Annotated in this window: 15 protein-coding genes and 2 pseudogenes; 5 read left to right on the forward strand and 12 right to left on the reverse strand. The window is 67.0% G+C overall.

Annotated features, from left to right (window positions below):
* Positions 1-5 precede the first annotated feature (5 nt).
* Positions 6-2,249, forward strand: coding sequence for a xanthine dehydrogenase family protein molybdopterin-binding subunit (locus DOL89_RS20945; protein ID WP_119681265.1), 2,244 nt, complete (start codon positions 6-8; stop codon positions 2,247-2,249).
* Positions 2,250-2,312: 63 nt separating this feature from the next.
* Here the strand turns inward: DOL89_RS20945 and DOL89_RS20950 are convergent, their stop codons facing one another.
* Positions 2,313-2,897, reverse strand: a complete 585-nt coding sequence (locus DOL89_RS20950; RefSeq protein ID WP_119681266.1) for a TetR/AcrR family transcriptional regulator — start codon at positions 2,895-2,897, stop codon at positions 2,313-2,315.
* Between the two features lie 153 nt (positions 2,898-3,050).
* On the opposite strand from DOL89_RS20950, the pseudogene DOL89_RS20955 reads away from it, so the two are divergent.
* Positions 3,051-3,341: pseudogene (locus DOL89_RS20955) on the forward strand (thiolase family protein); the annotation flags it as partial.
* A 26-nt stretch (positions 3,342-3,367) separates the two neighbouring features.
* Positions 3,368-4,666, forward strand: a complete 1,299-nt coding sequence (locus DOL89_RS20960) for an MFS transporter (RefSeq protein WP_119681268.1) — start codon at positions 3,368-3,370, stop codon at positions 4,664-4,666.
* Between the two features lie 27 nt (positions 4,667-4,693).
* Here DOL89_RS20960 and DOL89_RS20965 read toward each other — a convergent pair whose 3' ends face one another.
* Positions 4,694-5,638 (reverse strand): GlxA family transcriptional regulator, encoded by a 945-nt coding sequence (locus DOL89_RS20965; protein ID WP_119681269.1) that lies wholly within the window; start codon positions 5,636-5,638, stop codon positions 4,694-4,696.
* Between the two features lie 441 nt (positions 5,639-6,079).
* Here DOL89_RS20965 and DOL89_RS20970 point away from each other — a divergent pair, with 441 nt between their 5' ends.
* A complete protein-coding gene (locus DOL89_RS20970; protein WP_119681270.1) occupies positions 6,080-7,660 on the forward strand; it encodes a sensor histidine kinase in 1,581 nt (526 codons plus the stop codon).
* Positions 7,661-7,690: 30 nt separating this feature from the next.
* On the opposite strand, the gene DOL89_RS20975 is transcribed toward DOL89_RS20970, so the two are convergent.
* The 8 genes and pseudogenes from DOL89_RS20975 to DOL89_RS21010 form a co-directional block, all read right to left on the reverse strand.
* The gene (locus tag DOL89_RS20975; RefSeq protein WP_119681271.1) at positions 7,691-8,548 is read right to left on the reverse strand and encodes a hypothetical protein; all 858 of its coding nucleotides are present in this window, start codon (positions 8,546-8,548) and stop codon (positions 7,691-7,693) included.
* Positions 8,549-8,833: 285 nt separating this feature from the next.
* The gene (locus tag DOL89_RS20980) at positions 8,834-9,157 is read right to left on the reverse strand and encodes an immunity 53 family protein (RefSeq protein WP_119681272.1); all 324 of its coding nucleotides are present in this window, start codon (positions 9,155-9,157) and stop codon (positions 8,834-8,836) included.
* A gap of 156 nt (positions 9,158-9,313) precedes the next feature.
* A pseudogene (locus DOL89_RS20985) lies at positions 9,314-9,451 on the reverse strand (IS5/IS1182 family transposase); the annotation flags it as partial.
* Positions 9,452-11,614: an HlyD family efflux transporter periplasmic adaptor subunit gene (locus DOL89_RS20990; RefSeq protein WP_119681273.1), complete on the reverse strand. Its 2,163-nt coding sequence runs from the start codon at positions 11,612-11,614 to the stop codon at positions 9,452-9,454.
* Positions 11,599-12,927: an efflux RND transporter periplasmic adaptor subunit gene (locus DOL89_RS20995; RefSeq protein ID WP_162937749.1), complete on the reverse strand. Its 1,329-nt coding sequence runs from the start codon at positions 12,925-12,927 to the stop codon at positions 11,599-11,601. The genes DOL89_RS20990 and DOL89_RS20995 overlap by 16 nt, the downstream gene beginning before the upstream one ends.
* Positions 12,928-12,955: 28 nt before the next feature.
* Entirely contained in the window at positions 12,956-13,762 is an 807-nt protein-coding gene (locus DOL89_RS21000) for an efflux RND transporter periplasmic adaptor subunit (RefSeq protein WP_162937750.1), read from the reverse strand.
* A 58-nt stretch (positions 13,763-13,820) separates the two neighbouring features.
* Positions 13,821-15,419, reverse strand: coding sequence for a TolC family protein (locus DOL89_RS21005; RefSeq protein WP_119681276.1), 1,599 nt, complete (start codon positions 15,417-15,419; stop codon positions 13,821-13,823).
* A gap of 59 nt (positions 15,420-15,478) precedes the next feature.
* Positions 15,479-23,245, reverse strand: coding sequence for a putative Ig domain-containing protein (locus DOL89_RS21010; RefSeq protein WP_119681277.1), 7,767 nt, complete (start codon positions 23,243-23,245; stop codon positions 15,479-15,481).
* Positions 23,246-23,308: 63 nt separating this feature from the next.
* Here DOL89_RS21010 and DOL89_RS21015 point away from each other — a divergent pair, with 63 nt between their 5' ends.
* Positions 23,309-24,250 carry an IS1595 family transposase gene (locus tag DOL89_RS21015; RefSeq protein WP_119679207.1) on the forward strand — a complete coding sequence of 314 codons (942 nt, stop codon included), beginning with the start codon at positions 23,309-23,311 and terminating at the stop codon, positions 24,248-24,250.
* 1 nt (position 24,251) lies between these two features.
* On the opposite strand, the gene DOL89_RS21020 is transcribed toward DOL89_RS21015, so the two are convergent.
* Positions 24,252-24,662 (reverse strand): hypothetical protein, encoded by a 411-nt coding sequence (locus tag DOL89_RS21020; RefSeq protein WP_119679206.1) that lies wholly within the window; start codon positions 24,660-24,662, stop codon positions 24,252-24,254.
* Positions 24,663-24,757: 95 nt separating this feature from the next.
* On the reverse strand, positions 24,758-25,027 hold the full coding sequence (locus DOL89_RS25125) for a hypothetical protein (RefSeq protein WP_162937465.1): 270 nt from the start codon (positions 25,025-25,027) through the stop codon (positions 24,758-24,760).
* Positions 25,028-25,068: the final 41 nt, after the last annotated feature.

Raw genomic sequence — 25,068 nt, forward strand, 5'->3', positions numbered from 1 at the left:
ATGCCATGAACCGCTTCTTGCAAGCCCCCTTCCCCGGCTCCACGCCCGCCGCCCCCGATCACACCATCACGAACCTGTCCCGCCGCGGCTTCCTCGGCGCCAGCGCAGGCGCGCTGCTGCTCAGCGCCATGCTCCCGGTCGGCGGAGCAGCGGCGCAGGCGAAAGCTGCATCACCCAAGCCTGGAACCCGTGTTCCGGCCTTCCTGGAAATCCGGCCCGACGGCACGGTCAAGCTCTTCAGCCCCTTCGTCGAGGGCGGTCAGGGCATCAATACGGCCCTGGCCCAGATCGTGGGTGAGGAGCTGGATGTGGACCCCGCCCGTTTCGACGTGGAGTGCGCCCCGCCCGGACCGGACTATGCGCTCGTGAACGGGATGCGCATGACGGGCGGCAGCTTCTCCGTACGGTCCAGCTACGACACCATGCGCCGGCTCGGGGCCACGGCGCGCGACATGCTGATCCGCGCCGCCGCCGCCCAGCTCAAGGTCAAGGAGAGCCAGCTCTCCACCGAGAACGGGCGCATCCTGCACAAGGCTTCCGGCCGCTCCCTCGGCTACGGGGACGTAGCGGACAAGGCCCTCCGCCTGGAACCGCGGGCGAATGTGCCCCTGCGGGACCCGACCACGTTCCGCTATATCCGCCATCCGGTGGCCCGGCTGGATGTGCACGCCAAATCCACCGGGCGCGCCGAGTTCGCCATCGACCAGAAGGTTGAGGGCATGCTCTACGCCGCCGTCCAGCACGCGCCGCATGAGGGCACCCAGCCCACCGGTTTCGAGAACGAGGCTGAGGTGAAGGCCATGCCGGGCGTGCATTCGGTGCACAAGCTGCCGGGCGCAGTGGCGGTGTGCGCCGATAGCTGGTGGCGTGCCCGCAAGGCGGTCGAGGCGCTGAAAGCCGCGTGGACCCGGCCGGAGCCTGACGGGATAAAAAGCATCTCCGCCACCTTCTCCTCCAAGGGCATGCTCGCCGCCCTGAAATCCTCAACCGAAGCCGGGATCGTGGCGGAGCAGGCCGGCGATACCGCTGCCGCCTTCGCCTCCGCCGACCGGATCATCGAGGCGGAGTACGACGCGCCCTATCTCGCCCATGCCCAGCTGGAACCGCCCTCCGCCCTGGCGCGGTTCAACAACGACGGCACCCTGGACCTCTGGCTTCCGAACCAGGCGCCGGAGTTGTTCCAGGGCGTCGCAGCCCAGACGGCCGGGCTGGAACCGGACCGGGTGCGCATCCATTCGCCGATGCTCGGCGGGTTCTTCGGGCGGCATTTCATCTATGGGGCAGGCAACCCCTTCCCGCAGGCGATTCTGCTGGCCAAAGCCACCGGCCAGCCGGTGAAGGTGCTTTGGTCGCGGGAGGAGGAGTTTGCGTCGGATGCGTTGCGGCCGCTGAGCTTTACGCGCTTCCGCGCCGCCATCGGCAAGGACGGTTTTCCGACGGCGATCGAAGCCCGCATCGTGGGCGAAGGGCCGATCGGCCGCTGGTTCGGGGCCGTGTTCAAGAGCCCGGTCGACAGCTCCGCCGTGGAGGGGATCGTCGAGAAGCCCTATGCTATTGCGAACCGGAAGATGGAGTTCGTGAAAGTCGTTCATCCCGTGAACATCGCCTTCTGGCGGTCGGTCGGGCATTCCATGAACGACTTCTTCTACGAAGGCTTCCTGGATGAGGTGGCGGCGGCTGGCGGCCAGGATCCTTATGCCTTGCGCCTGAAGCTTCTCAAGGACAAGCCCCGGCATACGACCCTGTTGAAGGCAGTGGCGGAGCTGTCCGGCGGCTGGAAGCGCGGCCCCTATGAGGAGGCCGGGGAAAAGCGGGCGCGTGGCGTTTCCATGGCCTCTCCCTTCGGTTCCGAAACGGCCACCATCGCCGAGGTATCGGTCGCGGACGGACAGGTGAGGGTGCACAATCTCTGGATCGCCATCGATCCTGGCAGCATCGTCAACCCGGCCATCGTCAAGGCGCAGGTGGAATCGGCCGCCGCCCTGGGCCTGTCCTCTGCGCTGTTCGAGCAGGTCGTCTATGAGAACGGCGTCCGGCAGCAGCACAACTACGACACCTATCCGATCCTGTCGCGCGAGCACATGCCGACGGTGCATGTGCGCATCGTGGAGAGCGGAGCCCCCATGGGCGGCATCGGGGAGCCGGGCCTTCCGGGCGTTCCCCCCGCCGTGGCAAACGCCGTCGCGGCCCTTACCGGCCGACATGTCCGGAGCCTGCCCATGGCAAACGCAAAGCTCCTTGCAAGCTGAGCAGAAGGCAGGCTTTCTCGTCGCGGGGAAGCCTGCAGTCCCATTCCAGACTGCGGCGGCCGGTCAGGCTGGCCCGTCGCGCTCAAGGATCGATGCGCGCGCCGCTGCCAGGATTTTATCGGACAGTTCGGAATCGCCGACAGCGCGCGACAGAAGAAGTGAGCCGAACAGGGTGGACAGGGTGGCGAGCGCCCTGTCCCGCCCACGATCATCGGGTTGGTCGGCAATAGTTCGGGATATGACGTCGATCAAGGGCTCTAGCCCGTTGGCGAAGGCCTGCTTCAAGTCCGCATTCCCGCTGCGCGCCACGTCGGCCGCCAGCGCCGCATAGATGCAGCCGGACCCTGGCCGGTCGCGGTGCTGCGGCGACAGGTAGAAGGCAACCAGATTGGCCAGCGGCTCCTCCCCTCCCGCAGCGGCGACGGAATTCCAGGTCGCTGCCGTGCCGGTCAGGGCCGTCTCGCAAGCTTCCACCGCCAGATCGTCCTTCGATCGGAATTGCTTGTAAAAGCCGCCATGCGTCATGCCTGCGGCCTTCATCAGGTCGGCAACGCCGATCCCGTCGAAGCCGCGCTCACGGAACAAGCGGCTCGCCGTGTCGACGATGCGCTTACGGTTCTCTGTTGCCTGCTCCCTGCTGACTCTCACGCCGCACCTCTCCTGGAAGACCGTTGACACGATATATAATGAGCGTCATCTATGAACAACTATGATTACGATCATCATCTAAAATCCGGCATCCCATTCCGTCCGACCATGCACCCGACCAAGGCGTGCCGGGTACAACAAGCAGGAGCAGACATGTCCTCTGTAGATCCCGTCGTCAGTGTCGCCGTCCGCACGCCTCATGGGCGGTTCCAGGGCGAGTTGGCTGCCATAAGCGCTTCATCGCCTGGTGCGAGCGTCATCCGTGCGGCGCTTGAGCGGGCCGCTCGGCCGCCGGGCCGCATCGACGAGGTTTTCATGGGCTGCGTGCTGCCCGCCGGACAAGCCTCTGCCCGCCGGGCCATGCGCGTAGCGGGCCTGCTGGACGAGGTCGGGGCAACTAATGTCGACAAGGTCTGCGGCTCAGGAATGAAGGCCGTCATGATCGAGTGGCCGGTCTGAGGAGCATGGGAATGCTCTCCTCCTCCCTTGCCGGCTCGCTCCAACGCCGGGGCGTGCATTACGGCTGGATCGTCGTCGCTGTCACCTTTCTCACCATGCTGGTGACAGCCGGCGCGGTTGGCGCGCCGGGCGTCTTCATCGTCCCGCTCCAGCGCGAGTTCGGGTGGGATACGGGCGAGATTTCCTCGGCCCTGGCGATCCGGCTGGCGCTCTTCGGTCTGCTGGGTCCGTTCGCGGCGGCCTTCATGAACCGGTTCGGCGTCCGGCGCATGGTGCTGATCGCCCTTGGCATCGTCACGACCGGCCTGCTTGCCTCCCTCGGGATGAGCAAAATCTGGCATCTGGTTCTTCTCTGGGGCGTCGTCGTCGGCATCGGAACCGGCCTGACCGCGATGGTGCTGGGCGCCACGGTCGCGACCCGCTGGTTCTCGGAACGGCGAGGCCTCGTGGTCGGCCTTCTATCGGCCAGCTCCGCCACCGGGCAGCTCGTCTTCCTGCCGCTGCTGGCGACCTTGACCGAGCGGTTCGGCTGGCGGATGTCGCTCGGCCTCACCTGCGGCGGGCTTCTGCTCGCCGTGGCCGCCGTGCTATTGCTGATGCGGGACCGTCCGGCGGAACTCGGCCTGCCGCCCTACGGCGATAAGGACGTGGCCCCGGCTCCTGCCACGCCCGGCGGGTTGGGGGAACTGATAGTCGCACCCCTCCGCATCCTGGCGGAAGCGGCGCGTACCGGCACTTTCTGGGTCCTGTTCGGCACATTCTTTATCTGCGGGGCCAGCACCAACGGGCTGATCCAGACCCATTTCATCGCCCTATGCGGCGATTACAGCATGGCGGCCGTAGGCGCCGCCGGCATTCTGGCCATGATGGGATTGTTCGACCTGTTCGGGACCGTGGGCTCGGGATGGCTCTCCGACCGGTACGACAACAGGTGGCTGCTGTTCTGGTATTATGGTCTCAGGGGACTCTCTCTTCTTTATCTGCCCTTTTCCGACTTCACCTTCTACGGCCTGTCGCTCTTTGCTGTGTTCTATGGGCTTGACTGGCTCGCCACGGTTCCTCCCACGGTCAGGCTCGTGGCGGACCGTTTCGGGCGGGAGCGCGCCAATGTGGTCTTCGGCTGGATATTCGCCGGGCATCAGCTCGGCGCGGCGGCGGCGGCTTTTGGGGCCGGGCTGACCCGCAGCGCCTATTCAACTTACCTGCCCGCCTTCTTCGCGGCGGGGGTGCTCTGCCTCATTGCTGCCGCCCTGGCGCTCACCATCGGCAAGTCCGGCGCGCATCCGGAACCATCGCCCGCGTCCGCCTGAGCAACATTCCAGAAGAGGCTGGCCCATTCAGGAGACGAGTTCCTCCCTTGCATTCCGGCGGATCGCCTGGGGCGGCTGGCCGAACGCCCTCAGGAAGGCGCGGCGCATGCGGTCCCGGTCGGCGAACCCCGTCTGGTCGGCGATTTCGTCCAGGGAGTGCCGGCCCTGTTCCAGCATCAGCCGTGCCGCCTCGATACGCAGCTGCTCGATCGCCTTGGCCGGCGACTGCCCCGTCTCCGCCTGGAAGGCGCGGCTGAACTGCCTGGGGCTGAGGTGGGCGACCTCGGCCAGCCTGCCGACCGACAGAACGGAGTGTAGATTCCGCTTGGCATAGTCCAGCGCGGTCTGGATGCGGTCAGATTTGGGTTGGAGCTCCAGCAATGCCGAGAACTGCGACTGACCGCCTCCGCGTCGGTGATAGATGACCAGCGCCCTTGCAACCCTGCGGGCCACCTCGGCCCCCAGATCGCTTTCGATCATGGCCAGCGACAGATCGATGCCGGCCGTCATCCCAGCGGACGTCCAGACCGGCCCGTCATTGATGAAAATACGGTCCTCGTCGACCTTGATCTCTGGAAAGCGGGACTTCAGGTCGCGCGCGAAGAACCAATGCGTCGTCGCCCGCCGCCCGTTCAGCAGGCCGGCCTCGGCAAGTACGAAGGCGCCCGTGCAGAAGGCGGCAATGCGGCGGCAGCGGCCTGCCTCCCGCTGTAGAAATGCGATCAGGTCCGCGGGCGGTGTCGCGACCGCCGTTTCTCCCCCGACGATCAGGGTCTCGTAGCCGGTGTTGACGAGGCCGGTCGTCTCTACCGTCACCCCCACCGACGTACGGACGGCCCCGCCCTTCTCCGACAAGACAGACACTTCATAGATCTGGGCCCGGGCGACCAGGTTCGCCACTTCGAAGGCGGAAATGGCGGCGAAGGTCATCACCGAATAGCCGGGACACACGATGAAGCCGATGCGGTGCACGAGAAATCCTCACGCGGTGTCCTGTTCTGCCGAATTTATGACAATCCGGCCATCGCCGGGCAAGCCGAAACTCCGCTCATTGTCCCGTGTGGCCGGCAGTGCGGGACGCTCCGGGCTCGACATGCCCGCCCGTGTCCGAAAACATCGGATAAATGACCTGTAGGTCCTGCCGCCGCCCCGTTACTCTTCCCACAGCAGGTATCCAGGTCGCAATCCGCCTAAAAGCGACCGGTTCCGCAAGTACTAGGGAGAAGATCATGCCTGTCGTCAGGTCCAGCGCAGGGGGTTCGCGTGCCTCTGCTGAGGCGGACATGCCGTTCTTCCGGGGTCACCTGGGCCAGCCCTGCGCGCCATCTTCCTTGCGGCTTGTGGATTGAGCGCCGAACGGTGGAACGCCGCATGCCCACCCTGGCGCCGGATCGAGCATACGAAGCAACAGACATGATCCGCACCCTCTGCAATCGATCCGGCATGCACCGGCCCAGGACTTGGCACCGGGTATTGGCGTTTGGGCTGGCGGCGGGAGTTTTCAGCATCGACACCTTCACGGAGATCGAGGGTGCGATCGCGGTTCTCTACGTGCTGATCCTGCTGCTGGCCGCCCCGGCCCTGAGCCGTCCGGGCCTGCTGCGCCTGGGCGGCGCCTGCGCCGCACTGGCCCTGCTGTCCTACTTCCTGGCCCACCGCCTGGGCGAGGATGCCGACGCCGTCCTGCGCTGCCTGGTCTCGCTCGCCGCCATCCTGATCACCACCGGCCTGCTCCTGCGCAACCAAGCCGCCCGCGACCTCCTGATCCAGGCCAACGCCGCCCTGCACCGGAACGAGCGGCGCTACCGCCTCTTGTTCGAGCAGGCCCATTTCGCCCTGCTGGAGCGGGACTACACCCGCGTGCATGCCGAACTCGCCAGACTGCGCGCCGAGGGCGTGACCAGCCTGGCCGAGCATGCCCGCGCCCGCCCCGGCTTCGCCCGCCGGCTGATCGCCATGGTGGAGACCCGCAACGTCAACGACGCCGCGGTGCAGCTCCTGGGCGCCGCCTCGCGGGCCGACGTGCTCGGCTCCACCGAGCGCTTCCTGCCGGCCGACCATCCGGCCATGCTCCAGGTGCTCGAAGCCCTGTTCGCGGGCGAAAGCCACTATGAGGGCAGGACGCGCGTGCGCACCGCCGACGGGCGGGAGATCAGCGTGATCCTGGGCATCGGCTTTCCCGAGGACGAGGTCGGGCTGGACCAGGTGGTGGTGGGCATGGTCGACATCACCCGCCAGGAGCAGACCCAGGAGGCGCTGCTGGCGGCCCAGGCGGAACTGGCGCGGGCGGCGCGGGTGGCCACGGTGGGGGCGCTGTCCGCCTCCATCGCGCATGAGCTGAACCAGCCGCTGGGCGCGCTGGTGATGAATGCGCAGACCTGCCTGCGCTGGCTGCGGCGCGACCCGCCCGACATCGCCGCCGCGGTGCAGGCGGCCGAGCGCACGGTGCGGGACGGCAAGCGGGCGGGCGAAATCGTGCAGCGCACGCGCGGCCAGCTGGTGCGGGGCGGGCAGGCGGAGGAGCTGCTCAGCCTGGGCGAGCTGGCCGAGGAGGCGCTGTTGCTGCTGGAGCGCGAGCTGGGAGCGCAGCAGATCCGGGTCACCCTGGCCTTTCCGCCCGATCTGCCGCTGGTCCGGGGCAGCCGGGTGGAGATGCAGCAGGTGCTGCTGAACCTGATGGGCAACGGGGTGCAGGCGATGGGCCGGACCGATCCGGCCCGGCGCGAGCTGATGCTGACCGCGGACCGGCCGGAGGCGGGGCAGGTGCGCGTGTCGGTGCGCGACCAGGGCACGGGCATCGCGCCGGAGAACCTGGCCCGGCTCTTCGATCCCTTCTTCACCACCCGCAGCGAGGGCATGGGCATGGGGCTGGCGATCTGCCGCGCCGCCGTCGAGGCCCGCGGCGGACGCCTCTGCGCACGCAACCACCATGACGGCGGCGCCATTTTCGAATTCACTCTCCCAGCAGCTGAGGCGGACGTGGAGGCCCTCTGAGCCGGGAACTGCGCAGCCGCAGGCCAGCTCTCAGCGGGTGATACGGCCCAGCGCGATCTTGGCGCGGCTGGTCTCGGCAAGCAGCGAACCGGGCTCCACCGGCATGTCGGCCGGGCGCAGCGCCGTCGGATAGGCCTTGGACAGCAACTCGAGCGCCGCCGTGACCTGTTCGGCGCTTTCTGGATCGGTCTTAGCCAGTTGCGGCCGGATCGCGACGAACCGGTCCCGCGCCGCCAGCAAGAGCCCGTAGCCGTCCATATAAGGCTCCAACGCGTCGGTGCGCGTCGCGGCGAGATACTGCAGGGCCGCGCGGTCGATCATGTCGGCCAGGACGGAGGCCTCGACGGCGAGTGGCGTAGCTGCACCGTCCGGGGCCTTTCCGGCCGCCTTATGCAGAATGCCCAGCACCTTGTCGGCGGCGGCGGTCACCTCCTCCACCGGCCTTCCAGCCAGGGCGAGTTCGGATGCCCTGGACATCTCATCCAGGAAGGCCGGCACGCCCCGAGCCTGGAACACCGGCTCGAGATCCACATAAATTTCCCCGATGGGGTGCGCGAACATCTCCCCCGCTGCCTGCATCTCCCCCTCCCTGTAGGCATCGCGGCCGGCATAGTAGTGGGCGGCGATGACGTCCAGGGCGGTCAGGAAGGCGACGGGGTCCTTGGCGGCGTCGCTGGCGCTGACTCCGCCCTCCCCACCTTCACCTCCTTCGCCCCCCTCTCCTCCTTCACCGCCCTGGGCGACCTGGACCGGGTGCTGCGGCTGGGCGGCCTGCGGAAGACCGAAGCGGGCATCATCGTCTGTCCGCGGAATGTCCGCCGCAGCGGCAGCACCGCCGACCAGAAGCGAAGCGCCGACGCCGAGCCAGAGGCGGGTACGGATCTGCATGGACATACTCCTCAGCCGGAAAGGACCGGGGCGACCGTGCCACGGGCCGCGAGCCGCTGCAAGTCAGTCGCATTCGCCCGGCATCGCTCCAAATGGAGCATGACGCCTGGGAACCGGACTTAGAGCACGTAACAAAACCACTGTTGGGCGGTTGGACCAGGGTCGGATCGGGCTCAACAGAGCAGAGGACTTCAGCTCTGACCAGACACACGCTGGAGAGCAAGTCACATTAGATCCACTCTGCTCGGATTATTGCACCCAAGATTACCCTTGGCCATGATCTCATTAGGTTTCTGAAAGAGCCTCGCTCTCGAGTACTGGCTTAGACCACTCCATGAAAACTTCAAGAATTTCCATGAGGTTCGAAACTCCACCCGCGCCTATGAATTTGTCGTCCCTGACATCACACATGATCCAGTCGTCCTCAGTGCGGAGTCTATCGACACTCGGCATCGATCTATCTGCCAATATAGTCTCGTACAAATCTATTTTGACTATCCATCCTGGATTATCTATCGTCCTGATTGTAACTCCGTAAGTGTGCTCCCAGTCTCCATCACACTGGGAGCTAAAGAAATTTAGAAGCCACTGCAATGGATCGCTTTTCATCGAGCATCTCTTATCGGCATGTTTCTCCGGCAGCATCCTTACACACGTTTAGAGCGCCAAACAGAGCCATCTTTGGACGAAGCGCCAGCAGATGAGGCTGGCGGCGAGGCGGCGGTAGCGGCTGAATCAGGCAAGCGTTCGCTCCACTTAGAACCCTCAACATAACCGGTTCATCTGTCTGAAGGTGATGAGCGCGGCGGCGAGGGTTGTGAGGGCTTTGTGGATGTCGAGGCGACGCTCGTACCGGATGGTGAGGCGTCGGAAACCGTTGAACCAGGCCAGTGTTCTTTCCACTTAGAGGCCGCTTTCCCTGATCAGCACGCCGACCGCAATCCGCCAGAGGCGTGCGGCGATGCTTTCCCGCTCGCCGGAGATCAGGAGCCGGCCCCGCACGGCACGCATCGGCAACTCCTGGTCCGGCAAGGGCGAAAGGCGGACCCGGTAGACCGCATGGTCCGGAACCAACGTTCCGTCGGACAGGCTGCGGACACCGACCCCGCCCCCATGGATGGAGGCGAGCGGCGCCAGATCGAGGCTGGCCGCCGCCGTGTCCGCCAGCAGGTCGAGCCGCAGTCGTGCCGGCGGGATATCGGGGTCCTCCGGAATGAACCTGGCTTCGGCGCCGGGAGAGATGCGGGCGTGATCCTCCTCGGCGATGAAGCCTTCTACTCGCCGCGCGGTGTCATCGACCAGCAGCATAAGGGGCTCGCCCGCCGGAACCCAGGCGCCGGGCTTCAGCCCCTCCTCCATCTCGGCGATCCGGCCGGCGAAGGGACTGCGGATGGTGAGCTCCTCCTGCTCTGCCAGCAGGCTGTCCAGATTGGCGCTTTCCTGCTGGAGCTGCTGCCGCGCCACGATATTGCGCTGGGCCAGGGTGAGCCGGGTCGTCTGGCCGGACACCTGGGCCCGCAGGCTGGCTACTTTTCCCTGTGTGTCCACGATGCGCCATTCAAGGTCGGGCGAGGCGAGCCGGGCCACGACGGCGTCCGCATCCACCCGGTCCCCTTCCCTGACCGCCAGTTCCGTCACCCTGGCCGGCGCCGGGGCGTAGAGCGTGGCCTGGGCTGCCGGCTGGACCAGCGCGGGGGCGGCCACCTGTGTGCGCCAGGGCACGAACAGTCCCGCCAGGGCCAACGCGCCGGCCGCGAAAGTCACCGCGGTACGGCGGTTGAGGCGCAGGTCGCCGCGCCGTCCCGCCCAGCTCTTCAACTCCGTCACGACAGGTCTCAGGATGAACCACCAGATTTCAACAGCGAACAGGAAAAGCCCCAGCAGCTTGAAGAACATGTGATAGACGAGCAGGGCGATGCCGAGGAACAGGAACAGACGATAAACCCAGGTGCCCACGGCATAGAGGATCAGCCTGCGCCGCCGCCCGTCCGGCATCAGTTCCGGCGGCGGATCGCCGAAGCCGAAAAGCGCCTCCCGGATGCGCCAGCGGGCAAGCGCGAAGGACCGCTCCTGCAGGTTCGGCACGTCCCACAGGTCGGACAGCAGCATATAGCCGTCGAACCGCATGAAGGGATTCAGGTTGACGGCCAGGGTCAGCAGCCAGGTGCTGGTCGCCATCACGAAGGCGGCGCTGCGCAACGGGCCGTCCGGCAGGAAGCTCCAGACCAGGGTTGCCGCCGCGGCCAGCGACAGCTCGGCCGCCATCCCCGCCACGCCGATCGCCAGGCGCTGCCGACGGGAGCGGAGCTTCCACGCATCCGTCGTGTCGGTGTAGAGGACGGGCCAGAGCACCATGAAAGCCACGCCCATGGTCGGGACCTTGCAGCCGAACCGCTTGGCCGTCAGCCCGTGGCCCAACTCATGGGCAAGTTTGGAAAGCAGCAATACGGCCCCAATGGTCAGCGCGCCCTCCGGGGTGAAGAGATAGGGCAGGCTGTGCAGGAACTGGTCCCACTGCCGGGCGACCAGATGGAGGCCCAGCGCCGCGGCAGCCAGCACAGCCAATAGGAACCAGCGGCTGAACAGCCATTCGGCATGGGGCAGCAGCCGGGCCAGGGCGCGGTCGGGGCGCACCAGCGGCAGCCGGATGAAAAGGTAATTCTTCAACAGCCACATGGCGGGCGACAGCCGCCGGGCCCGCGCCTGCTCCAGAAGCGTCCTGGTCCGCGCCTCACCGGTCAGCCGCACCAGATTGCCGTGGAGGAGGAACTGGGCGAACCGCTCCACATCCTTGGCCTGGGGCTTCAGCGGCGTCTGCGCCGCCACCGCCGCTGCAATCGTCTGCGGCGTGCCGAGCGCCCAGCGCTGGAGCATCTCCATCTCCAGCCAACCGATCCGGAAGAAACGGTTTGCGGCCGGGTCGTGAAGGGTCCAGGTCGGCCCGCCATCGGCATTGGCCGGACCGGGGATCAGCTCCAGATCGTCGCGCAGGGGCGGAAGACGTGCCTGCCCCACGCCGGCCGCTCCCGCAGCCGCCGAAGGCTCCACGCTCAGAGCGCCAGCCATTGCCGCACCGTCGCGAAGGGCCGCCGGAACAGGAAGCGGGCCAGCGGGACGCGGTCGCCATAGACCTTGGCGGTTCCCTTCAGACCGATACGGGGACGCGCCTCCGCCGACGCGAACACGGCCTTCATCCTGTAAGCCAGCGTGCCGTCAGGCCGCGCCGTCGCCCGGAAGGCCACGCTGTCCAGCACGGCATCGACCGGACGCTCCGGCGCCGTGTTCAGGAAGAACAGCACCTCCGCGCCCGGCTCGAAGCCGATCGCGTCGCCGACTGGAAGGTGAATGTCGAGACGCACCGCCGCAGGATCGGCCAGCAGCATGATGCGCTCCCCGACGGCGACCGGCCGGCCCAGCCATTCATTGGCATCGTCAAACACGGCGATGCCGTCATGGGCCGCGCGGATCTCCGTCCGGCCGAGCAGGTCCTCCAGATAGGACAGCTCCGCCACCTGCTGCTCCAGGCGGCCCTGGAGCGCCACCAAGCTGGCCTTGACCTCCGGATCATAGACGGCCTGCTGCACGGCGGACCGGTATTCGGCTTCCGCCACGTCGCGGGCGCGCCGCGCGATCTCCACCCGGCTGCGCAGACGGGTCTGGTCCAGCACCAGCAGCAGGTCGCCCTTGCGCACCTGAGCGTTCGGCTGAACCACCACCCGCTCCACCACACCCTCGAAGGGGGAGCGGACAAGGGTCGGGTCGCTCGGAGTCACCTCCGCCGGGGCGAGCACGGATTGCCGAACCGGCATCACCATGAGCAGGGCCAGGGCGGCCGCCGCACCCAGCCAGACCAAGCGGGTCCGGCGGGCAGGCCAGATGCTGCGCCTCTTGTGGCGGAAGCGGTCGAGGGCATGGCCATAGGCCTCGCCCAGATAGGTGAAGATATGCTGATCGAAGCTGGACCAGGCTTCCGGCCGGGACAGCAGCAGCACGCCCAGCAGTTCCCCCCCGGGTCCCGGCAGCGGAACCCACAGGAGCTGGGCGGGCAGATGGTCGGTCCAGTCCCGCGCCGTTTCGGCATCCACATCCGCAGCCGTGACCACGCGGATGTCCCTGCCCGCTGGCTGTCCGGCCAGCCGGGCGGCCAGCCCGGTCAGCCACGCGGCGAAGGGTCCGTCGCGGTCGGGCACGGCAAGCCCGGAGATGGCGGCGATGCGCCCCCGCAGCGGACCCGGCTGCCAGAGCGCCGCCTGGGCGTAGGCGACCAGCGCATGGGTCTCGTTCACGATAGCGAAGCCCAGCTCCTCCGCCGTTTCGGCCCGCCGTGCCCGCTGCTCCAGCTGCAGCAGCGTCGTCATGCGCAGCAGCTGGCGGTTCATGCCGTCGTTCATGGGGCTGGTACCCGGTTCATGGTGCCTGCGGCGGCGCTTCGGCCATGGCGGGGTCCAGCAGGGCCCGCCCGCTCATCCCCGCCATCAGCTCCGGATGGTCGCCGGCAATCTCGCCATAGACGCGGATGGATTGGCTGACCGGGTCGACGCGGCCCGACAGGCGGGCGATGCGGGCGGGGTACAGCTTCCCCGTTTCCTCCAGCTCGACGCGGAACGCGGTGCCGGGCTGGACGCGGGCGATCCAGCGCGACGGCACGATCATTTCGACCTCCAGCTCACGGTCGTTGAGGATTTCGACAAGCGGCTCCCCTTCCGCCACGAACTGGTAGCGCTTGGCCAACACGCCGGAAACACGCCCGCCGAAGGGCGCGCGCAATACGCAGCGCTGGACCATCAGGTCCATATAGGCCAGCTCCGACTCCGCCTGCGCCAGCTCCGCCGCCGCCACATCCACGTCCAGCAGACCGATGGAACGCAGGCGGTTCAGCTCCACCTTCGTTTCATGCACCCGCTGCAGCTTGTCGCGGGTCGCCCGGATCTGATCCAGCCGGGTCCGGTTCAGGGCGCAGTCGATGACGGCGAGGATATCGCCCTTCTCGAACCTCTCCCCGTCCCGCAACGGCAGCTCGGCAAGCTTGCCGGCGATCTCGCTGGACAGCACGGTGCTCTGGCGCGGGCTCAACTGCGCCCGTATCTCCGGCCCGATGGCGGAAAGCGTCGTCTCGGCCCGGCCCGTGCCGGTTCCGGCCGGGAGCAGCGCGGCGGCGAGAACCAAGCCTGAAAGGACCGAGCGGGCGGAGAAACGGATGAGGGAACCGGGCACATGCATGATCGAAACGGCCGCGCAGGGCCCTCCTTGACGTTCGGTCGCCGGCGGGTGCTTACCCGCCCAACGAAACTTCCATGGCGGGACCGGCAGTGGCAGGCTCCTCGACTTCCACGGCCGGCACGGGTACCTCCGGTAGGGTGCCGTCGCGCCAGGCGCTGTTGACCTGCCGAAGCACGGCCGCGATGGAGTCCACATCCGTGCTCTCCACCGCATCCGGCAGCGGGTCCAGACCCAGCGACGCGAAGATGTTGCCGAATGCGATCTGCACCTCGGCGAAGCTGCGGTCCCGCTGAAGCTGGGCGGAAATGGACTGAACCGACCGGCGGATGCGGTCCATCACGCCTTCCGTGTCGGCGGAGGCGGCATTGGACACCTGTTCGAAGATGCGCCGCTCCACATCGTTCAGCTCAGCCGCCTGGCGGTACTGCTCCAGCGCCTGCTGATACTGGGCATAGGCGATGTTCACCTGGGTAATGACGGCGATGGAGAGCGCCATCTGGCGCGTTTCCGCCACGCTGATCTGGGCCTTCGCCAAGTCGATGGCGCGCGGCATGGACAGCAGGTTCACCAGATTGTAGCTGACCCGGACACCCGCATCGGCCCAGTAATTGTGAACCAGGAACCGGTTGGCGTCGGCGTTCAGGGAGGCGACCAGATTGACGCCGGGAAGCAGACGCAGCTTCGCCTTGCGCACCTCGTCGGCGCCGATGCGGAGCTGATAATCCTCCTCCCGCAGCTCGGGACGATGGGTCAGCGCCACCATTTCCAGCCGTTCCATGTCGACCTTGAACTCGGGCGGTTCGACCTGGGCCTCGTCCGGCATCACCAGCGTGAAGGACGTTCCCGGCGCCACATTCATCAGGGAGGCGAGCCGGGCCTTGGAGGTGATCACGTCCGACCGTAGCGCGCGGAGCTGGCGCACCACCTCGAGCAGAGCCTTCTGGTATTCCAGCGCCTGAAGCGGCGCGCCCACACGTGACCGCTCGATCTCGCGGGCTTGGTTCACGGCCTCCTCGGCGTCGGCCAGCACGGGCTCGATGAGGGACAGCAGCCGCTCACCTGTGGCGGCCTGCCAGAAGGCGCTGCGGATTTCCTGCACCACATTGTTGACGACACGCCGCCGGCGTTCCTGGGCGATCATCACCCGGTCGGCCTGCTGCTTGGCTTGGTAGTAGCTGAGGCCGAAATCCAGGATGTTCCAGCTAAACTGCAGGCTGGCGGTCTTCTGCTCCTTCTCGCTGGAGGTGGAGGGCTCGAGCGACTGCCGGCCGGAGAGGATGGAGTAGCTGGAGGAGGCCAGCGTGTTGGAGCGGACCATGTAACCGGCATCCGCCGCCAGCCGCGGCAGCATGTCGGTTTCCGTCAGGTCCAGCTGGGCGGTCTGGAGCGCCTGCTCCATCAGAGCCAGCCGCTGATCGAGATTGTACTTGAGGCCGCGGGCGATGGCCTCATACAGGGTGACCGGACCGTCCAGCGGCTCCTGCCCGTCGAACAGCATGTCGCGGATCAGGAAGGCCCGCGCGGCCTGCTCCTCGGGCGTCACCGGTTCCGGACGGACGGAACAGGCCGATGTCAACAGAACACCTGCCAAGGCGATGGCGACCTTGGAGACCGATGGCGGAAAACGGCGGGAACGGAGAGCGGAAATCATACCAGACCCTGACCCTTGAGCGCTGCGACGGTAGTCGTCGGATGGTTAAGAAAGTGCGGTCATGCCGCCCGGTCGGATGGCACGTCATCGCCATCGGAATCCGGCGGCTGGATGCCCGCAAGGCTGTCGAGAAGAGCACGCGCCTCGGCGAACATGCCGGCCAGCCCGGCCCCGCGGAGCTGCGCCGAGAAGGTTGGCTTGCCGGACGCATCCCCGCGAACCGCACCATCGTCCAGCAGGCCGAGTTCGGCCGCGGCCCGGATCGCCTGATCGTCCGTGCCGAGCGATGCATCCCGCTCGGGCGGCGGAGCACCATCGGCTGGAACGTCATCGGCCGGAGCCTCCGTGGCAGGCGGCTCTCCGCCCGCCGGCGCTTCAGGCGCGGGCGCCTGTTCCGGCTGCGGGACGCTCCGCCCCGTCTGGACGTCGACGCCCTTTCCGACCGTGACGCGGAAGGATGCGGTCGCGGAATTGCCGGCTGCGTCGCGGGCGGTGACCGCGATTTCCAGCGTCCCCTCCGCTCCCTCCGGCGGCGTGCCGGTGAAGGTGCGGGAGCTTGGATCGAAGCTCAGCCAGTCTGGCAGCGGCTCGCCATTGGCCTGACGGGCCTCGAACTGCAGCCGTTCTTCCGGATTGGTGTGCCGAAAGACGTTCGCCGGCACCTGGAACGACTTGCTGCTGTTCGTTTCGGCCACCTGATCGCTGACCGAGCCGGCAATGAACAATGTGACATTCCGGTCGGCCATGACGCCGCCGGCCCCGCCCACGATGGACCCGGTCAGACCGCCGGAGCCATTGGACGGAGGCATGAGGATACCGCCGCCCGGACCGTCGCCCCCATTGCCGCTGGTCGGAGGCGTGATCGGCGGATTGGTGATGAGCGGCGGCTGGACCGGCGGCGGAGGCGGCACGGTGATGACCGGCGGAGGCGGCGGTGGGGGCGGCGGTGCCGGAGGCTGGATCGGGGCAGGCACGTCGTTGATGCTGATGGTCAGCGGCACGCGGGCCGTTGCACCGGCCTGGTCGCGACCGATGACCACGATGGACAGTATGCCATCCGCCCCGTCCGGCGGCGTGCCGGTCAGGGTAAGGGTCGCTGGATCGAAGCTAAGCCAGGCCGGCAGAGGGCTGCCGTCGGCCAACTGCACCAGGAATGTGATGGTGTCGCCCTGGTCGATGTCCGCGAACAGCCCGGTCGGCAGCGTGACTGTCAGCGGCGCCCCTTCGTTACCGGTCAGCGACGGCAGGCTGCCGGTCGCGGTCGGGGCATCGTTGACCGGGCGCACGGTCAAAGGCACGTTCGCCACATCGGTCAGCGGCCCGCCGGTCCCGGTGTTGCCGAGATCGTTCGCCCGCACCGACAGGGCGGCCGGCCCGTTATAATCGGCCGGCGGAGTCCAGCTCAGCCCGGCCAGCGCAGCATTCAGCGCGCCGACGGTCCCGCGTAGGGTGATCGCACCGCTGCCATTCGCACCGCCCACGATGCTGACGCCCGCGGGCAGGACAATGTCCAGACGGCCCAGCTCGACGGAAAGGGCCAATTCCATCTGCCCGCCGCCCACATCGATGTCGGAAATGCGGATCGCCGCATCGCCGGTGAAGGCGAGGACGCCGTCCTCATCCACCGCCGGGTTCGACGGAAGGGTCAGGACCGGCGCATCGTTGACGGGCACGACCATGATGCTGGTCAGGACGGTTCCCGTGGCAGCGCCGGCTCCGGCAGCATCGGCGTCCGTTATCTCCACCGTCAGGCCGCGCGTGCTGCTGAGCGCGGTCGGATGGTCGGAGGTGGAGGCGAAGGTGACGCTGCGCAGCACCTCCTGGTACTGGGCGAGCGTCGCCGTGCCGGTCAGGGTCAGCGTGCCGGTCGCGGCGTCATAGGCCACCCCGATCCCGTGATTGCCGACCGCGCCCAGCACATCGCCGGTGGTCAGGCCGGAGTCGAGGATGACCCGTGCGCCGCTGATCCAGGTGTCGTCCGGGTCGGCGAGGGTGAGCTGGGCGAGAACCGGCACCGCGGCCCCATTCTCCCTGTAGGTTGCCGATGCGCCAGGATCGATGACCGGCGCATCGGCAAGGGCCGTGATCCGCCCGGCGATGAGTGCCGAAGCGGTGCCGGCGCCAGCCAGGTCGGAGTTGGCATCGCTGACCCGGATGACGAAGTCGCGGCCGGTGCGGCTGCCGCCCTGGGTCGGGTCCGCGCTGGCGCTGGCATAGGTGACCGAGCGAAGAACCGACTGGTACTCCGCAACCGTGGCCCTGCCGGACAGGGTCAGTGCGCCGGTCACGGCATTGTAGGCGACCGAGATGTTGGCCGTGCCGCTGGCCGCCAGCAGGTCCCCGGCGGTGAAGTTCGCACCGATCGTGACGGTGGCGCCGGACAGGTGCGTGTCGTCAATGTCCGCGAGGGTCAGCCCGCCATCCAGCACCACGGCCGTTCCATCTTCAACGTACCGGACCACGGTCGTGGTCGTGCCGATGACCGGGTTGTCGGTCTGCGGGGTGACAGCGATGGTGCGGCTGGCGCTGCCTATACCGGCGCCGGCCCCGTCGGAGTTGGCGTCCGTTACGGTGAAGCTGATGCTGCGCGCCGTTGCCGTGGCGTCGGCGGTGGGATCGTCACCGGTATTGGAGAAGGTGACCTGCCGCAACAGCGCCTGATACTCGGCCAGCGTCGCCGTGCCGGTCAGGGTGAGCGTACCGGTCGCGGCATCGAAGCTGGCGGTAATGCCGGCGGGCGTGGCGACGGACAGGACATCCCCCACCGCCCGGCCGCTGTCGATCCGCACGACGGCCCCGCTGATCCGGGTATCGTCGACATCGGCCAGGATAAGCCCGGCGTCGATGATCGCGGCTGCTCCATTCTCTGTCCAGGCGGCGTTGCCGGCGCTGACGGTGACAGTGGGAACGTCCGTGACAGCAGTGATCCGCACATCACGGGTTGCCGCCGCGCTGGTCAGCGCGCCGACGCCGTCGGCATTGCCGTCCGTCACCTGGAAGCTGACGGTGCGGGCCGGAGCCGTCCCGTTCACCGTCGGGTCCGCGCTCACAGAGCTGTAGGTCACGCTGCGGAGGACCGCCTCGTACTGGGCGCGGGTGGCGGTGCCGGTCAGGGTGAGCGTGCCGGTGGCGGCGTCGTAGTTTCCGGTGATGCCGTTTCCATCCGTGAAGCCCAGTATGTCGCCCGGCCTGAACCCGCCTGTGATCCGGACCACGGCCCCGGTCATGCTGGTATCGTCGCGATCTGCGAGCGACAGGCCGGGGTCGATGGCTATGCCGGCCGCATCCTCCGTATAGGCTGCCTCCCCTACGCTTGCGGTAAGGATCGGCGTGTCGTTGACGGGGACCACCCGCACCGTGCTGGCGACTTGGTTGCTGACGGCATTAGCAGCGCCGCCGTCATCGACCTGGACGATGACCGTCCGGTCGGCCGTGACAGGGTTTTCCGAGGTGTTGGCATAGGTCACCGCCCGTAGCGCAGCCTGCCACTGTGCAAGGGTTGCCGTGCCGCCGGCCGAGCTCAGGGACAGGACGCCGGTGGCAGCGTTGTAGCTGGCCTGGATGTTCCCGTAGGTCGCCGCATCGATGTTGCCGAAGGACAGTACATCCTGCCCCGGCTGGAAGTTGCCGGTGACAGCGACCGTGGCGCTGGTCAGCGTCGTGCTGTCGAGGTCGGAGACGGTGATCCCGCCATTCACCACCACCGGGGTCGGAGCGGCATTGTTGCTTTCGGTGAAGGTTACGATGTTGCCGCCGCCGCCAAGGACCGGAGAGTCATTGGTGGCGACCACCTGAACCGTGCGGGTGGCGATCAGGGAAAGGTTATCCTGCGCCCTCCCGTCATCCGCCTGGAAGCTGATGGTGCGGTCGCCGGTCGTCGGCGTGTGGGAGCTGTTGGAGTAGGTGACCGCCCGTAGCGCCGCCTGCCATTGGGCCAGCGTGGCCGTATCCCCAGCGGAAGTCAGGGTCATGATGCCCGTCACGGCATCGTAGGAGGCCTGGATGTTGCCGAACGCGTCGGCATCCGTGTTGGCGAAGGCCAGAATATCCTGGCCGGCCTGGAAACCGCCGGTGATGGCGACCGTGGCAGCCCGCAGGGTCGCGTTGTCGACATCCGTTACAGTCAGATCCTCGGCAACCGCCACCGGGGTGGAAGCGCCGACACCCTCCGTAAACACGGTCGGACCGGCGCCGACCGTCACCACTGGCCGGTCGTTGACGCCGTTGATGGTGATGGTCAACGTGGAGGTCTGCTCATCCCCCGCCGTGCCATCGGACAGGCGGTAGGTGAAAATCTCCGTCAGGGTCTGGCCGGGAGCCAGCGCCTGCACCGCTGCATTGCCATTGTCGAGGGCGTAGCTGTAGCTCCCGTCGCTGTTCACTGTCAGCGTGCCGTAGCTTCCCGCCGCCTGTGTGCCTGTGCCGACAGCAGCGAAAGTACCTCCAGCACCAGCCTGGATGCCGCTGACGGACAGAGCCCCGCCATTGGATGGCTCGTCCACATCCGTGTCGGCGGGTGCGTCGGTGATCAGGTTGCCGCTGGGGGTACCGGCGGCCCCATCCTCGTTCACGCTGCCGGTATTGGGCTTGGCAACAGGAGCATCCTCGGCACTGGCGACCATGACCGCCAGGGTACGGACCGTCTGGGCTGGCGCGGCCGCGCCATCCCTGCTGATAGCAGTGACTGTCAGATTGATCGGCTGCCCGCCATTGTCGCGGACGCTGTTCCAGTCCTGCGGGGACTGCAAGGTCAGGTTCGCAAGATCGGCTGTGCTCAGCGTGCCGGTGGCCCCGCCCGTCAGCGGCACCTCGACGCCGTTGTTGCGCAGCACCCAACCGGCCGGAATGCCGGAGATGACGATCCCCAGAGTCTCATCCGCGCCCAGCGTGTCCGTCTCCCCGACCGTGATGGTGAGCGGGATGGGCTGGTCCTCGGTCCCGTTGGCGGGGCTGGCGGTCAGCGTGGGCGCATCGGACACGCGGGTGATGGTGATCACGGCTGCGGTCGTGTCGGTTGTGCCCTGGGCCGTCGAACCGGAGCCACCGTTCCGGCCGTCGTCAACCGTGGCGGTCAGAACGACAGTGCCGCTGTCATCGGCGGCTGCGGCATAGACCAGACTGGCCAGGGCGGCATCGATCTGAGCCTTCGTCCCGGTCAGCACCAGCGTGGCCGTGCCGTTCCCGGTGAAGCCCGCCCCGCCCGCGTGCGTTCCCGTGCCTGCCGAGCCTGCGACGGACAAGCTGCCCGACGCATCCGACCTGCCGGTCATGTCCGCCGCATTGGGAGCGACGGTAAGCGTCACGGTGAAGCTGTCCGTGGCGCTGGCATAGGTCAGGTCTGCCAGATCGGCGATGGTGATGCGGCCAGCGGCCGTGCCGTCGAACGCCAGCGTGCCATCCTCCGCCAGAGTAGCGGCAGCGGGGCCGGTGATGGCAGGCGCATCGTTGGTGGGCATGACGGTGATCGCGACCGTGTCGCTGTCCGTTCTGGCCCCATCTGTCCCGGCATTCCCCAGGTCGGTGGTGGTGACAGTCAGCGCGTCGGGACCGTTGTAGTCGGCCAGGGCACGGTAGGTGAGCCCGTCCGCCAGCAAGGCATTGATGCTTGCCTGACTGCCCGTCAGCACGATGGTGCCGGTCCCGACACCGTCAATGTCGACGCCATCCAGCGTGCCGATCGTCAGCGCGCCCTTCCCGACCGAGAGGGTGACCCGGATGTCCGCCCCGCCCGCATCCGCATCGGCCACCGAGATGGCATTTCCGTTGGCGGCGGAGAGGACCAGATCCGCGTCCTCATCCACTGTCTGGGCGGCGGGCACCGAATTGATCGGGGCGTCGTTGGCCGCGGTGATCGTGATGGAACCGGTAAGTGTGGTTTCCAGCGGATTGGCGCCGCCGGCATTCCCGCCGGCCTGTGCATTCCCGCCCTCGCCGGCATTCAGCCCGTCCGTCAGCGTAACGGTGAAACCGCGGGTACCCGCGGGCGGAGTGTCGGAGGTGTTCTGGAAACGGATGGCCTGGAGCAGCCCATCCACCTCGGCGCGGGTCGTGTCCGCATCCAGCGTGATGACAAGCTCCGCCCCGTTCGCCCCGCCGGTTACGGCCACGCCTGCCGGCAGCACGCCACCGGTCAGCGCTGCCGCGTCCACGGTAAGCTGGTCGGAAGCCAGGGTCCCGGCGATGGCGACGGTGATCCGCCCCTCGCCGAACACGGCCGGGTCGAGGATCGCGCTTCCGCCCGTCCGGGTCGTGGTGAGATCGATGTCGTCCACGGCGGAGGTGAGAACCAGCTTCTGCGGCGCGGTGCCGACGCCTGTCGCACCGCTCTCCGCCACCGTTCCGGTGAAGGCGGATGCACCGGTCCCGAAGGACGGGGCGTCGTTGCGCGCCGCCACCTGGAAGGTGATGCTGTCCGTGTCGCTCAACGCCCCCGGCGCGCCGGTATTGCCATTGTCGTTGGTCGTGATGGTGATGCTGTCGGTACCGGTGAAATTCGCATTGCCGCGATAGGTTACGCTGGCCAGCAACGCCTGCAGGTTCGCCAGCGTGCCGGTCACGGTCACCGTGCCGTCGGCCACACCGTCGCCTGCATCAAAGTCGACGGCGGCTCGGCTGTCCGAATCGCCCAGGGTCAGCACGCCGTTTCCGGCCGAAAGGGTGAGGGTCAGCTTGCCGTTCGCCGTCTCGGTCACATCCACATCGGCAATGTTGAAGCGGTTGGCGCCGCTGAAGGTGAAATCCGTATCTTCCACGATGCCGGTGAGCGTGCCCGGAACGGTATTCACGGGCGCGTCGTTGGCGGGGACGATGTTGGCGGACAGGGTCAGGCTGTTGGCACTGAACTGGTCGTTGTTGCCGAGGTTGCGGTCGCCGTCGGTGGTGACGCCGTCATCCGTGTTCGTATCCGCATCGGAACTGGTCCTGTCCCACAGCTTCAGGGTCAGCGTGGCGCCCGGATCGCCATTGGCATTCGCCGCCGGGGCGAAGCGGATGCGGTCGGTCGGTTGCAGCAGAAGGGCGCTGTCGGCAGACACTCCCGCGATATCGGTCCAGGTGGAGCCGCCATCGGTGGAGACCTGCCATACGCCGTTGGCGTTGGCGACCGCACCGGTGACAGCAAGCCCCAGGCCGTCGGTGGGCGTTCCGATGCCGCCAGCGCGGTTATCGACGTCGCTGGCATTGCCGCCCAGGGCGGCGATCAGGCTGGCCACCGTTTCCCCAGCATTGGCGTAAGCGCCGACGCCGTTCCATTCCGGCGTACTGCGCGCCGGGAGCGTAGCGCCGCCGGTCAGAACCGGGGCATCGTTCTCCACCGTCACCAGGATCGTGTTCGTGAAAAGGGCTGTCGCGGTCTGGGTCGTTACGCTCTCCGCCAGCCCGTTGCGCACATCGATGGCGACGGCGCGGACGGCGTCAACGCCGCCTGCCGGATCATGGCTGTCGTTGACATAAGCGATCTGGCGGACCAGCGCCTGTACCGCGGCCGGGGTCGCATTTCCGTTCAGGGCGACCTGCAGCGGGGTCCCGGCATCCGTGCCGCCGGACGCCGTGCCGATCAGCACCGCACTCCCGGCGCCCGCCCCGTCGGCGTCGTACCAGACCTCCGTTCCGTTGCGGACCTCGATCCAGTTGCTGCCGGCCGTACCGTCGCCAATGACGGTGAGCCGGTCGCCGGCGCTGCCGTTGGCGGTGAAGCGGGCCGTGACCTGTCCGCCGCCGAAGGGAATATTGTCGTTGTCGGTGATGGTGACGCCCGCATCGTCGAACAGCTTCACCGGCTCGGCATTCTCGAAAAGGCTTATCCCGTTCCTTCCGGTGCCCACCATCCCTAGTCGGATGACCTCGGCAGGCTGATTGACTCTCCGCGCCGGGAATTGCAGGCTTTGGCTATGCCAGCCCGTTGGAACAGCACGAACCGGCCGCCATCGCTCCAATCCTTCAAGGACCGGTTCCCGGATGACGACGCTTGCGCCGCCTATCTGGAGCAGCGCCGCTGGCCTGATGGCTTCATCTGCCCGGAGTGCGCCTCCGTTTGCGGGTGGAAGCTCCAGACCAAGCGATGGACCTGGGAATGCCGAGATTGCGGGCAGCAAACTTCCGTGACGGCCGGAACCTTCATGCACGGCACCAAGGTGCCGCTGCGCACATGGTTTCTGGCGGCACACCTGATGGCGACGCACTCGAACGGGATGTCCGCCCTCCAGCTACAGGCAAAGCTGGATCTCGGCTCCTATAAGACGGCCTGGCTGCTGCTGCACAAGCTGCGCCGGGCCATGATCGATCCTGACCGCACGATGTTGTCCGGCGATGTCGAGGTCGATGAGACGACACTGCCCTTCCGCACGCTCGACGACCCCATCGGCGGCGGCCAGGGCCGGAGCCCCATCGGCAAGATCGCCGTCGTCGGTGCTGTCGAACTGGAGGCGGGCAACAAGCCCGGCCGCATCAGGCTGAAGGTCATCCCGGACTATCGAGGCGAGACCTTGAAAGGCTTCATTCAAGACCACATCGAGGGCGGTAGCCACATCTGGACCGATGACAACAAGAGCTACTACGGGCTGAACGGCTTCGATCACACGCCGCGCGTCATCGGCAAGATGGCTGCACACATCATCATGCCGTGGATTCATCGCGTCTTCTCGAACCTGAAACGCTGGGGTATCGGCGTCTTCCATGGCTTCCGGCGGAAGTATCTGGACGCCTATCTGAACGAGTTCGTGTTTCGCTGGAACCGGCGTCACAGCTACCGCTCGGCCTTCGAGCGACTGATTGGGATTGGCGTGGCGGTTGGACCAGCGACCTACGACGACATCAGGGCCAGAGTGGCTTGAGCTAGAACATGCCAGATGGACCCGACGGACCACTATCCTCATCTCGTTGAGAGCGTGAGGGGCGACGTGCCATTCCCGGTACATCAGGCCCGAGCTTGATGATAAGTTCCGGGCGTTTTGCCAATTCCATCAGCGTGTTCTCTACGAGCGTATGAAACTTCAGCGACGCCGTGTGAACGATACCCTTGTCCGGGTTCTTCAAACGAGGGAAGAACCCGTTGTTCACGGGAATGAAAGCAACTCGCCGCGCGTCCATGACGAACCCCTTCTGGTTCATCTTCGCGGCCAATGCGGGATCGACGGGGATTACGCCGAGAGGAAGCCGCACACCAGGTTCCCATTTGGTGGTCGTCGTGTAGAGAGACATGACCGTTAAGTGGGCGTTGCCGTCGATCCGCCGGATGTCGGCCACATATCCAACATGCTCATCGGGTCCCGGCCGAAGGGGTTCTTCAGAGTAGGGGAACTGACACCAGACGAATTGACGAGGCTCAAAGGGCGGCTGCATCAGTAGCCGCCAGCATCGAGCACCGCATGGAAGATCGCGTCACGGCGCTGACGTTCTTCTTCGGTCTCGCCCGGCAATGGAACAGCAACGGCCCGGCGGATGTCGGGCGGCGCGATAACTTCGATTGAAGGCTCATCGGGTCGCATCTGAAGGTCTTTCCGCATGAGCGTTTCTACGTAATTCGTGAGGCTGCGGTTATCGTGCGTTGCCTTGTTGCGGGCCGCACTCAACACGCTGGGATCAAGCCGCATGGTGACTGACTGACGCATGGAACACCTCCGTGTTGGCGTAACCCAATGTATGTACAATG

Origin of the sequence: Indioceanicola profundi (assembly GCF_003568845.1) — a bacterium.
GTDB classification, from domain to species: Bacteria; Pseudomonadota; Alphaproteobacteria; order Azospirillales; family Azospirillaceae; genus Indioceanicola; species Indioceanicola profundi.